The 12,497-nt window shown below is 50.4% G+C and carries 12 protein-coding genes; 11 read left to right on the top strand and 1 reads right to left on the bottom strand.

Annotated elements, in window-relative coordinates; genetic code table 11:
* Positions 1-79: 79 nt before the first annotated feature.
* The 10 genes from trpA to UNDYM_RS14580 all read left to right on the top strand — a co-directional run bounded on the left by trpA (position 80) and on the right by UNDYM_RS14580 (position 11,455).
* The gene (trpA, locus tag UNDYM_RS14620; RefSeq protein WP_162041694.1) at positions 80-886 is read left to right on the top strand and encodes a tryptophan synthase subunit alpha; all 807 of its coding nucleotides are present in this window, start codon (positions 80-82) and stop codon (positions 884-886) included.
* 85 nt (positions 887-971) lie between these two features.
* Positions 972-1,847: an acetyl-CoA carboxylase, carboxyltransferase subunit beta gene (gene accD / locus UNDYM_RS14615; protein WP_162041693.1), complete on the top strand. Its 876-nt coding sequence runs from the start codon at positions 972-974 to the stop codon at positions 1,845-1,847.
* A gap of 55 nt (positions 1,848-1,902) precedes the next feature.
* The gene (gene folC, locus UNDYM_RS14610) at positions 1,903-3,192 is read left to right on the top strand and encodes a bifunctional tetrahydrofolate synthase/dihydrofolate synthase (RefSeq protein WP_162041692.1); all 1,290 of its coding nucleotides are present in this window, start codon (positions 1,903-1,905) and stop codon (positions 3,190-3,192) included.
* Positions 3,193-3,263: 71 nt separating this feature from the next.
* Positions 3,264-4,343, top strand: a complete 1,080-nt coding sequence (locus UNDYM_RS14605; protein WP_162041691.1) for an SPOR domain-containing protein — start codon at positions 3,264-3,266, stop codon at positions 4,341-4,343.
* 19 nt (positions 4,344-4,362) lie between these two features.
* Entirely contained in the window at positions 4,363-4,851 is a 489-nt protein-coding gene (locus tag UNDYM_RS14600; RefSeq protein WP_162041690.1) for a CvpA family protein, read from the top strand.
* Between the two features lie 22 nt (positions 4,852-4,873).
* On the top strand, positions 4,874-6,394 hold the full coding sequence (purF, locus tag UNDYM_RS14595; RefSeq protein WP_162041689.1) for an amidophosphoribosyltransferase: 1,521 nt from the start codon (positions 4,874-4,876) through the stop codon (positions 6,392-6,394).
* A gap of 224 nt (positions 6,395-6,618) precedes the next feature.
* The gene (locus tag UNDYM_RS14590) at positions 6,619-7,566 is read left to right on the top strand and encodes an ABC transporter ATP-binding protein (protein WP_162041688.1); all 948 of its coding nucleotides are present in this window, start codon (positions 6,619-6,621) and stop codon (positions 7,564-7,566) included.
* Positions 7,567-7,627: 61 nt separating this feature from the next.
* Entirely contained in the window at positions 7,628-8,725 is a 1,098-nt protein-coding gene (locus tag UNDYM_RS14585; protein ID WP_232064075.1) for an ABC transporter permease, read from the top strand.
* Complete coding sequence (locus tag UNDYM_RS30710; protein WP_232064074.1) at positions 8,691-8,981, top strand: ABC transporter permease; 291 nt, start codon at positions 8,691-8,693, stop codon at positions 8,979-8,981. Before UNDYM_RS14585 ends, UNDYM_RS30710 begins: the two co-directional genes overlap by 35 nt.
* A 176-nt stretch (positions 8,982-9,157) precedes the next feature.
* Entirely contained in the window at positions 9,158-11,455 is a 2,298-nt protein-coding gene (locus UNDYM_RS14580) for a TonB-dependent siderophore receptor (RefSeq protein WP_162041687.1), read from the top strand.
* A 6-nt stretch (positions 11,456-11,461) separates the two neighbouring features.
* Here the strand turns inward: UNDYM_RS14580 and UNDYM_RS14575 are convergent, their stop codons facing one another.
* Positions 11,462-11,635: a hypothetical protein gene (locus tag UNDYM_RS14575; protein WP_162041686.1), complete on the bottom strand. Its 174-nt coding sequence runs from the start codon at positions 11,633-11,635 to the stop codon at positions 11,462-11,464.
* A gap of 1 nt (position 11,636) precedes the next feature.
* On the opposite strand from UNDYM_RS14575, the gene UNDYM_RS14570 reads away from it, so the two are divergent.
* Positions 11,637-12,491, top strand: coding sequence for a 3',5'-nucleoside bisphosphate phosphatase (locus tag UNDYM_RS14570; RefSeq protein WP_162041685.1), 855 nt, complete (start codon positions 11,637-11,639; stop codon positions 12,489-12,491).
* Positions 12,492-12,497: the final 6 nt, after the last annotated feature.

The raw sequence follows: 12,497 nt of genomic DNA, 5'->3' as shown, positions 1-12,497 counted from the left end.
GGCCTGCATGTCTTCCCTATCAAGAATTGAGATTGATGCCATCACATTGTTGTTAGCGCATCAAATAAGGACCAACAAGATGTCAAGAATTCAAAATACCATGGCTGCTTTGGCGGCCAGCAATAAAAAAGGTTTAATCCCTTTCATCACCGCAGGTGATCCCGCGCCTGAGTTAACTGTACCTTTAATGCATGCTCTGGTCGAGGGCGGGGCCGATATTATCGAGCTGGGCGTGCCGTTTTCTGATCCCATGGCGGATGGCCCTGTCATTCAGCGCGCCTCTGAAAGAGCGCTGCAATTTGGAGTTGGCTTGCGGGATGTATTACAATTCGTCCGCGAATTCCGGCAAAGTAATCAAAAGACACCAGTTGTGCTCATGGGTTATGCCAATCCCATAGAGCGCATGGGGCAGGATGCTTTTATCACCAAGGCTGCTGAAGTTGGGGTGGATGGTGTGCTGGTAGTGGATTACCCGCCGGAAGAATGTGAAGAATTTGCAAGTAAAATGCAGCAACAGGGGATGGATACCATTTTCTTGCTGGCACCGACATCGACCGATGAGCGCATTGCGCAAGTTGGTAAAATTGCCAGTGGTTATGTGTATTATGTGTCACTGAAAGGTGTTACCGGTTCTGGTGCACTGGATCTGGATGCGGTTGCCGCCATGATCCCGCGTATCAAAAGGCATGTCAAAGTACCAGTAGGTGTGGGCTTTGGCATACGTGACGGGGCGACGGCGAGAGCTATTTCGACAGTGTCGGATGCGGTGGTGATAGGCTCGCGCATCATTCAGGAACTGGAAAATACCCCGCGTGGAGACATAGTTGCCGCAGTTGCTGCAGTGAAAAGCTTTATTTCTGGTGTCAGACAGGCTTTGGACGAGTAAAATACGCGCCTGACTGGTTCTTTTACCAGAATGAACCTGATGCCGGGTTGTTAAAAAGACAGCCTGGCGGCCATAAGGAGAAAACATGAGTTGGTTAGAAAAACTGTTGCCGCCGCGTATACAACGCTCGGAATCTGCAAATCGTAAGTCGATTCCTGAAGGTTTGTGGGTCAAGTGCCCCTCTTGCGAAGCGGTGCTGTATCGTTCTGATCTGGAAGCCAATATCCATGTTTGCCCAAAATGCAGCCATCATTTGCGCATAGGCGCACGTGAACGTCTGGATGCATTGCTCGATGCAGGTGGTCGTTATGAAATCGGCCAGGAAGTCTTGCCTATCGATACACTGAAATTCAAAGACAGCAAAAAATACCCTGATCGCCTCAAAGATGCGCTGGAAACTACCGGTGAAACCGATGCTCTGGTAGTCATGGGTGGTTCTATCATGGCAGTACCTGTGATTGCTGCTTGTTTCGAGTTTGAATTCATGGGTGGTTCCATGGGTTCTGTCGTCGGTGAGCGGTTTGTGCGTGGTGCGCAAGCAGCGCTGGAGCAAAAAGTACCTTTCATTTGCTTTACGGCTACCGGCGGTGCACGTATGCAAGAAGGCTTGTTGTCCCTCATGCAGATGGCAAAAACCACGTCCATGCTGACCAAGTTGTCTGAAAAGAGATTGCCTTTCATCTCTGTACTGACTGATCCTACCATGGGCGGCGTATCCGCTTCTTTCGCCTTCCTTGGCGATGTAGTGATTGCCGAGCCTAAAGCCTTGATCGGCTTTGCTGGCCCACGCGTGATTGAAAATACCGTGCGTGAGAAATTGCCGGAAGGCTTCCAGCGCTCTGAATTCCTGCTGCAAAAAGGCGCGATCGACATGATCGTTGACCGTCGCAAGATGCGTGAAGAAATCGCGCGGTTGCTGGCGCTGTTGCAAAACCAGCCCGCTGAAGCAGTATCTTCCTGATTTATAGTGAATACCTAATAAGCCCGAAGCATTTTGTTCGGGCTTTTTTTATCTTATGACAAATTTACCTGCCACCCTGGCTGACTGGCTGGCCGTACTTGAAACCCGCCATTCCAAAGAAATCGACATGGGCCTGGACCGCGTTGCTGCGGTCAAGAACAAACTGGCGATCCACTATGATTGCCCTGTCATCATGGTCGCTGGCACCAATGGCAAAGGTTCTACCTGTGCCATGCTCGAAGCGGTGCTGATGCAGGCCGGTTACCGTGTTGGCCTTTACAGCAAGCCACATTTTCTTGACTTCAATGAGCGTGCCCGCATCAATGGCGAGATGGTCAAGGACGATGTCTTTATCTCTACTTTCAATGCGGTTGAAGAGGCTCGTGGCGATATTTCGCTGACCTACTTTGAATTTACTACGTTGGCAATTTGCAAATTGCTGGCTGATGCCAAGCTTGATGTGGTGATCCTCGAAGTTGGTCTCGGAGGTCGCCTGGATGCGGTGAATGTCATTGATGCCGATGTCTCCGTTGTTACCAGCATTGATATCGACCATATTGACTACCTTGGTGATACCCGCGAAAAGATAGGCTTTGAAAAAGCCGGTATCTTCCGCCCGGGCAAGGCAGCGATTTGTGGTGACCCTTTGCCACCACAGTCCCTGATAGACCATGCCAATGCCATAGGTGCTGACTTGTGGCTGTTTGGCCGCGATTTCAACTATAACGGTGATAAGCAGCAATGGAATTTTGCGGGCCGCAGCCAGCGCCGTAATTCCCTTGGCTATCCCAGTTTGCGCGGTGCCAACCAGCTCTTGAATGCGTCTGCCGTGCTGGCCGCGCTGGAAGCACTGAAGCTTGAACTGCCAGTCGGCGCGCAAGAAGTGCGTACTGGTCTGGTGATGGTGGATTTGCCGGGTCGCTTCCAGGTCATGCCAGGTCGCCCTACCGTGGTGCTGGATGTAGCGCATAATCCGCACGCCGCCGCTACGCTGGCACAAAATCTCGACAATATGGGTTTTCATGCCTATACCTACGCGGTATTTGGTTCCATGCTCGATAAGGACATTGATGGCGTGATTGCTCAATTGAAAGAAAAAGTCGATCACTGGTGCGTCACGGCCTTGCCTTTGCCGCGCGCGGCCCCAGTTGAGGTACTGAAAGACAAATTGGTCGCCGCTGGCGTGCTGGCAGATACTGAAAAAACCGTCACTGGTTTCGAGTCGCCAGAGCTGGCATATGCAGAGGCCATCAGCAAGGCAGGCGAAAATGATAGAATAGTGGTCTTTGGATCGTTTTTGACGGTTGCAGGTGTGATGCGCGCCCGTCGTTCTTCTCTCCATTGATGTTTTTTGCGGACTGGTTTGTTGACGATTGTGTTGATAGACCAGTTGGCTAACCAACCAGAAATTTGCACATGGGTTTGCTCTCGCGTTTTACACAGAAGCAAGAAACTTCCGATACTCAGGATAGTGGCGAATTCCGTTCCCGCGCTGAAGAAGAGAGTATCGAAACTCGTTCCAGGACAAAAAAGGCCGAGCCCAGAAGGCGCTCCAAGGTCGATGACCCCATATTGCCGGAGAAAAAACGTGCCAGACGCCGTTTGATAGGCGCCGTTGCTCTGGCACTTGCTGCCATCATAGGCTTGCCCATGATCCTGGATTCTGATCCCAAGCCTTTGCCTGATGACATCAATGTCCGCATTCCCTCCAAGGACAAGACGCCGGATATCACTGCCGACGCTGTTGCACCAAAATCCAAAAAACAGCTGCCAGATGAGCCGCCTGAAGAAATCATAGAAGTACCAGCGACGCCAAAAAACAAAGTCGCTGCCACTGATGGTGCCGACAGACAGGTCAAGTCCATGACTACTGCGGGCGGTACTACGCTGGCCCAGACTGCGCCAGCAACGGCCAAGCCAGTCAAGCCTGAGGTAAAGACAGAAGCAAAACCTGAAACTAAGACAGAAACCAAACCTGTAGTAAAAGCAGAAAGCAAACCTGAACCAAAAGTTGAGGTAAAGCCAGTTCCAGCTCCAGCCAAAGCGGTGGAGAAGGATGTGGCTGCGGCAAAAAATGAACCTAAAGCTGAAGCCAAGCCTGCTAAGCCTGAAAAAACTGAAAAAGCTGATGTAAAACCAGTTGTTGCCAAACCTGGTAGTGCCGATGATGAAGCCGCCCGTGCGCTGGCCATACTCGAAGGTAAAACTCCGCCAGCTACCAAGCCGGTAGTCAGCAAGCCGGAAGCCGCAGACAAACCTGCAGAAAAATCATCTTACACGGTGCAGGCGGGCGCGTTTTCTACACAATCCAAAGTGGATGAAGTGCAAGCCAAGCTGAATGCGGCGAATATACGTTCATATACGCAAAAGATCATCACCACGAATGGTGAAGTGACAAGGATCAGGGTAGGCCCCTTTGCTTCCAAAGAAGAGGCAGATAAAATGCGCGCCAAATTAAGCAAGCTGGGCCTGAGTGCCAGCCTGCCACCTAACTAATGAGTAAGGAATATCTGGCGTGACATTGTTTGATTATCTCGTGCTGCTGATCCTGGTTTGTTCCATCGTGATCAGTACGCTGCGCGGTTTAATTAAAGAAATTTTGTCGCTGGTTAGCTGGGTGGTCGCATTTGTGGTTGCCAATGCCTATAGTGATGTATTGGCGACCTGGTTGCCATCCATGGTGCCTGGCCAGATGTTGCGCTTGATCGTTGCCTTTATTGCCCTGTTTATCGGTGTGCGCCTGTTGATGGCGCTGATCATGATGGCGGTGGATGCCATGATCAAGGCCAGCGGCCTGACATTGGCAGACCGGGGCCTGGGTGGTCTGTTTGGTCTGGCGCGTGGTTGCATACTGGTGTTGGCAGCCGTGTTGGTGTGCGGTATGACATCCATACCGCAACAGCCGTTCTGGACCCATGCGTGGCTTAGCCCTCTTGCAGAAACCGCAGCGCGCACGGTGATTCCGTTGCTGCCGGCCTCGGTTTCGGAGCATGTAAAGTTTTAATTGTTTTTTTTAGGAGTCCACCATGTGTGGCATCGTAGGCGTATTCTCAAATAATCCTGTCAATCAACTGATTTATGACGCGCTGCTATTGTTGCAGCACCGCGGTCAGGACGCAGCTGGTATCGCAACAAACCATGGCAATAAATTCGCCATGCATAAAGCGAATGGTCTGGTGCGTGACGTTTTCCGTACACGCAATATGCGTTCTTTGCCTGGTAATGTAGGTATCGGGCAGGTACGTTATCCAACCGCCGGTTCCACCAGTGAAGAAGAAGCGCAACCGTTTTATGTCAATGCACCATTTGGTATCGTGCTGGCGCATAACGGCAACCTGACCAATGCAGTGGAGCTGAAGATAGAGCTGTTCAAGAATGACCGCCGTCATTTGAATACCGATTCTGACTCTGAAGTCTTGCTCAATATCCTGGCGCATCAGATACAGGAAGTCACCAGCGGCTATTCACTTGATCCTGAAGGCCTGTTCCGCGCAGTTGCCATGCTGCACAGGCGTGTACGTGGTTCGTATGCCGTCGTTGCGCAAATCTCTGGCTATGGCTTGCTGGCTTTCCGTGACCCTTTTGGTATCCGTCCTTTGTGTGTCGGTGTTTCACAGACCGAAAACGGCACTGAATACATGATCGCCAGCGAATCAGTTGCGCTCGAAGGCCTGGGCTTCAAGTTCCTGCGTGACGTAGAACCGGGTGAAGCCTTGTTCGTTGATATGGATGGCAAGTTACACACTCAGCAATGTGCAGATAATCCTAGCTTGAACCCATGTGCATTTGAATATGTGTATCTGGCCCGTCCTGATTCCATCATCGATGGCGCGTCGGTGTATCTGACCCGCCTGAAAATGGGTGAATACCTGGCCGACAAAGTGCGCAATCAATTCCGCGATGGTGAAATTGATGTTGTCATGCCTATCCCTGATTCTTCCCGCCCATCTGCAATGGAATTGGCGCAAAAATTGAACCTTGATTATCGCGAAGGCTTTATCAAGAACCGCTACATAGGCCGCACGTTCATGATGCCGGGCCAGGCAGTGCGTCGTAAGTCTGTACGCCAAAAGTTGAATGCCATCGGTTCTGAATTCAAGGGCAAGAGTGTCTTGCTGGTTGATGATTCCATCGTGCGTGGCACGACCAGCCGTGAAATCGTGCAAATGGCACGCGAATCTGGTGCAAGGCGTGTGATTTTTGCCTCTGCTGCGCCACCGGTGCAATTCCCTAACGTTTACGGTATCGATATGCCTACCCGCAGTGAATTGATCGCCTATGGCCGTAGTGAAGAAGAAGTCTGTCGTGAAATCACTGCCGATGCGCTGGTGTATCAGGATGTGGCGGCAATGAAGCGCTCGATTTCCGATGTTAATCCGCTGTTGAAAAACATAGAAGCATCCTGCTTTGATGGTTTTTACATCACGGGTGATGTGACGTCTGGTTATCTCGACAAGCTGGAAACAGCGCGTAATAGCCCGCGCCCAGATACTGAAGACTTGCTGCGTTCGCAATTGAACCTGAATCTGGCAGATCGCGCCGACTGATCATGAAGATCAAAGCATGCCTGAAAACGGCAGGCTGAACCTGAAAACCTGCTTACTTCAAATAAGCAGGTTTTTTTTATGTCTTTACCCCTGGTATTGCCCCATCTGTTGCAAACTCGCGCATAGTCAGGATTCTTGTTTGCTGTAAAAGCATTGTTTGAATTACCATTGCTGACAATGGTTCTTTAAATTGTGTTCAATTGTTCTCCATTAAGGCAAATCCCATGGCTAGCACGCTGCTGGATGTACAGAACTTGACTAAATCATATGGCGCACGCAAGGTCGTTGATGATGTTTCATTTACTATTGAACGCGGGCAAACCCTGGGTTTGCTAGGGCCAAACGGAGCGGGCAAGTCAACCACGGTCAGCATGATTTGTGGCTTGCTGCAGCCTGAACAGGGCAAGGTGTTGCTGGATGGGCAGACCATGGGGGGCGGCAATAATGCGGTTAAATTCAAGATAGGGCTGGTGCCGCAAGACCTGGCGCTGTATGACGAATTGCCGGCAAGAGAAAATCTCAAATTGTTTGGTGCCTTGTATGGCCTGTCTGGCAGCAAGCTGCAACAGAGCTGCGATGCTGTGCTGGAACTGGTCAATCTGGCAGACAGGGCAGGCGATAAACCCTCGACGTTTTCAGGTGGTATGAAGCGTCGCCTGAATATTGCCGCAGCACTCTTACATGATCCAGAATTATTGATACTGGATGAGCCGACTGTAGGTGTCGACCCGCAAAGCCGCAATGCGATTTTTGACAGCCTGGATGTACTCAAGGCACAAGGCCGCACGCTTATCTATACCAGTCATTACATGGAAGAGGTTGAGCGCCTGGCTGACCATATCGTCATTATTGATCATGGCAAAGTCATCGCCAATGAAACCCCGGCAGATTTATACCGTCGTTTGCCTGCCAAGGCAGCGTTGCAATTAGATTTGAATACGCAGATCACTGAGGCAGATGTTGCTGCCATGAGTGTCTTGCCAGGTGTAGATAGTGTGCATATGTCAGACCAGGGCAAGCATCTGGATGTGACTTTGACTGAGCATGAGATCGCTTTAGGTCTGCTTGGCTGGCTGGCAAAAGCCGGGTATCAAACCAATCATTTTGCGACCGCAAAAACCAATCTTGAAGCGGTATTCCTGACACTGACAGGGCGTAGCTTGCGCGACTGATTTTCTCTGAATTTGCGCCTGAAATCCCTCCAATAAGAATGCGAAATACTGAGGAACCATAATGACTGCCCTGATCGCACTGATACGAAAAGACCTGATACTGTTCCTGGCGGACCGTCGCGCTCTATTGCTTAATCTGGTGATGCCTATCCTGTTGGGCGCATTCTTTGGATTTGTCACTGGTGGCAGAGAGGCTAAAGATGCGGCCAAGATAGAGATCGCCGTGATCAGTCAGGATGATCATGTGATCAGCCAGAAAATAGTGAAGGGTTTGAAGGAAGAGACCACTCTGTCGGTTAAAGAATTGCCCCTGGAAGAAGCCAAGGCTCTGGTACTGAAAGGCAAGCTCAATATGGCAGTCCTGATACCTGAGAAATTTGGTGACCAGGCTGGCGGGGCCTTGTTTGGTGGCAGGGAAAAGCCGGAGCTGCTTATTTTTTACGACCCTTCGCAAACTGCAGTGCTGGCCATGGTCAAGGGCATGCTGACGCAGCAAGTCATGCAAAGTGTCAGTGCTGAAATGTTTGGTGGCAAGTCAGGCACCAAGTACATAGACCAGAGCCTGCAAGAGCTGGAGAAGATGGATGATGCCAATAAAAATAAAGGTGAGCTGCATGACTTCCTTGGCAGTCTGAAAAAATTCCAGCTTAGCCAGCAAAAAACTGAAGTCGCAGATACTGCTGCAACTGCTGATTCAGCTAGCGCTTCTGCTGCAAAATCAACAGGTGCAGCAAAATCAGCAAAGGCCGCAAATACTGGCTTGAGCATGCCCTTTGTTACCAAGGATCAGGCTATGACCGCAGGTGACCCAGTCACCAATAAATATAATGGTTATGCTCATTCATTTGCAGGCATGAGTGTGCAGTTTATTTTATTCATGGCGATAGATGCGGGCATAGGTATACTGCTGGCGAGGCGGCTGGGTTTGTGGAACCGCTTGCTGGCCGCGCCAGTTGGCTTGAACACGGTGCTGATCGCCAGGGCCTTGTCATGTGCCTTGATTGCCTGTGGCCTTATGTGTTTTATTTTCCTGGTGGCCGTCTTCGTATTCAATGTGCATATAGCGGGAAGTCTGCCCGGCTTTATAGGTGTGGTGATTTCTTTTTCCCTGATGACAGCCAGCTTTGGTTTTGATTGCTGCTTTTGGCAAAACCCCTGAGGCGGCGCGTGGCATATCGGTGTTTGCAACTCTGATCATGGTCATGCTCAGCGGTGCCTGGATGCCGTCTTTCATGTTTCCGCAATGGTTGCAAAGCCTGACCCTGATCGTGCCTACACGCTGGGCTGTCGATGGTCTCGATGCCATGACCTGGCGTGGCCTGGGTCTGGATGCTGCTTTGCCAGCAGTCGGCGTGCAACTGGCTTTTGCCGCAGTTTTTGGCACCATTGCCCTATGGCGCTTCCGTAAGACTTGAAAGCCTCAGGTTTTGTCTGGTATCACAAAGTAACCATCACCAGCCCACTGTTTCAATTCTATACAAATATGAACCGGTGTTTGCTGGTATTCAAGCTTGCTTAAAAATACAATCTTGGCATGAGAGTACAGGTTTGCCTGTGCTCATGCAGTTTTGTATTTTCTTGTTTGAAGCCTATGTATCCAAAATTTAGATTGCGTACCCTGACACTGGCGGTTGCCAGTGTTTTCTCAGTGACCACGTTTGCTTATGCGCAAACTACTCCACCAGAAACCGTAAAAAGCACTGAAGAAAATTCTCAGGATGCGAAGGCCAAGGCCAGGACAGGTGACAAAAAAACTGAAGCAGCCAGCAAGGACAATATACAAAAAGTCACCATCAGTGGAGGTCGTACTGACCAGGCAGAGCGCCGTCAATCGACCGCCGCCAAGATTATCTTTGGCCGTGAAGAACTCGATAGAAATGGCGACAGCAATCTCGGTGAGGTGTTGAAACGCCTGCCCGGTGTCACCGTCGGTGGCAGGCCAGGTCGTGGCGGTGACATACGCATGCGTGGCATGGGCAATGGTTATACCCAGATACTGCTCAATGGTGAACGTGCGCCACGCGGCTTCTCCATGGACAGCCTGACACCTGACCAGGTAGAACGCATAGAAATCATCCGCGGTACCGTGGCTGAATACAGCACCCAGGCGATTGCTGGCACCATCAATATTGTGTTGCGGGAAGAGTACAAGCAAAAAGATATCGATTTGAAATTATCCATGGGCTATGAACAGGGCAGGCTGGCACCGAATGTGTCGCTGACAGTGCCCGGCGAAATGGGTAGTTTGTCGTATGCCTTGAGTGGTTCTGTTTTTCAGAATCGTCAGCATGATGATGGCAGTACTTTTACCAACGAAAAAAATCCCGCTGGTAATGATACTTTGATACAGAATCAATACGATCAGACTAACAGGAAAACGACAGGCATACATTTGACGCCGCGCTTCAACTACAAATTTGAAAATGGCGATACCTTGATGGTGCAACCATTTTTGATGAATTCACGTAGTGACTCTAATAATCGAAGTGACGTTAATGCGACTCTGCGCACTCAGGATCCCTCCATCACTACTGAACCATTTGCGCTGGCAACCTCAGCTTCGCATGCAGAAACAACATTCTTGCGCGGTTTTGGTAACTGGCAGCATAAGTTTGAAGGGAACTCCAAACTGAATATCAAATTTGGTGGTGGCCTGGGCAAGATGGATAGCAATTCCTTGCGCTACCAGTTTGATAAGGATGGCAAGCAGATAGACGTGATCAGTGATGTCAACAATACCAAAGACAGCAGTATCAATACTGGCGGTAAGTTCACCATGCCTTATGGCGAAGGACATACACTGGCGGCAGGTTGGGATCTGGAAATGGGCAAGCGCAGCCAGACCCGTATTTCTATCGATAATGGTAAGCCGCAGTTTGCCGAATCCGGTGACAACCTGGATGCCAATACTCGTCGCCTGGCTGTTTTTGCACAGGACGAATTTGATATCAATCCACAATTCTCTGCTTACGCAGGTTTGCGCTGGGAAGGCATCAGGACCAGCAGCACGGTGGGTGGTAATGCGATAGAAAATACCAGTAGTGTCTGGAGCCCGGTCTTGCATGGTGTCTGGCGTATTCCTGGTGCTGGCAAGGATCAGATCAGAGCCAGCCTGACTCAAAGCTACCGTGCTCCAGCACTGAATGATTTGATCGCTGTGACTAGCATTTCCAATCAAAACAGCTTTTATCGCCCTGACCGTACCGGCAATCCATTCTTGAAGCCGGAGTTATCCAAAGGTATTGATCTCGCTTTTGAACATTATTTGACGCGCGCAGGTATTATCAGTGCTAACTTTTTTGTTCGCGATATCAATAATCTGATACGCAGAAGCACAGATCCGGTTCAGGTTTTGGATTTGGTAGATGGTTTGTACAAGACGCGCCAAATTTCCAAACCTGTGAATATCGGTCACGCAACGACCAAGGGCATAGAATTGGAAGCTAAATTCCAGTTGCAGGAATTCTTCCCTGATGGCCCGGCTATTGATGTGCGCAGCAACTATAGCCATTTCTGGTCTACTGTAGATGATATCAAAGGGCCTAATAATCGCCTTGACCAGCAACCTACACAAACTGCCAATTTTGGTCTTGATTATCGTCCTGCAGGTATTCCGCTGACTGTTGGTGGAAATATCAACTGGACGCCAGCCTACGAAATACAAAGCAGCAACGTCCAGATCAACCAGACTGGTATCAAACGTCAAGTAGACCTGTACGGTTTGTGGAAATTCAATCCAAACTTGCAAGTGCGCCTGTCCGCCAATAATCTGCGGGCCAATGATTATCAGAGTGGCAGTATAGTGAACTCGGACACGCTAGATCGTATTGACTACAACACATCCAAGACCTATACCACCTGGACATTGCGTGTAGAGATGAAGCTGTAAGTCATGCTATAAAGGCAAAGGATCGTGCAGTGCAGCACGATCCTGTCTTGGAGAGTACAATACTTCAGTAGGGCGGTGTAGAGGTGCACGATGTATAGATGCACGCACAAGCAATTCCTGGCTAAAACAGGCAGTCTGGAAAAGATCAACACCGCCAGCCTGATTTTCCACCGTACTCATCATGTTATCTCCAGAATTAAATGCCGATTTACATAGTCACTCCGTCGTCTCTGATGGTGTATTGACGCCGTCGCAACTGGCGGAGCGCGCCAAGTTAAATGGGGTGGATGTCTGGGCGCTGACTGATCATGATGAGGTGCGTGGCATCCCTGAGGCGCGTGCTGCCGCCCTGGACCTGGGTATGGGATATATTCCCGGGGTGGAAATCTCGATTACCTGGGCTGGCAAGACTATCCACATTGTTGGCCTCAATATCGATGAAACCAATCCTGGCCTGGTCAATGGCCTGGCGCAAACACGCTCAGGCCGTGAGCGTCGTGCACGTGACATGGCGGCAGAGCTGCTGAGCAAGGCAGGTATAGCCAATAGCTATGAAGGTGCGCTCAAATATGTCGGCAACCCTGATCTGATTTCGCGTTCGCATTTTGCCCGTTACCTTGTGGAGATTGGTGCCTGCGCCACGGTGTCCGATGTATTCAGGCATTATCTGGCAGATGGCAAGCCAGGTTTTGTACCGCATCGCTGGGCGACACTGGCAGAGGCAGTGGGCTGGATACGTGGTGCCGGTGGTGTGGCCGTGGTGGCGCACCCGGGGCGCTATGATCTTAGTCCGCTTGCTTACGATGCCTTTTTTACTGAATTCAAGAATCTTGGTGGCCTGGCAATAGAAACCGTGACCGGTAGCCATACGCTGGATCAGTATGATGAGTACACCAGGATTGCCGCTCATTATGGTTTCTTGTCCTCACGTGGTTCTGATTTTCATTCTCCCCAGGATGCCGAGGTCGATATAGGGCGTTTGCTCCCTTTGCCAAAAATGGCCAGGCCTGTGTGGGAGCAATGGTCTCTGGCTTGAAGACGC

Source organism: Undibacterium sp. YM2 (assembly GCF_009937975.1).
Taxonomy (GTDB): Bacteria; Pseudomonadota; Gammaproteobacteria; order Burkholderiales; family Burkholderiaceae_D; genus Undibacterium.
This window is presented reverse-complemented; position numbering and strand designations above follow the sequence as displayed.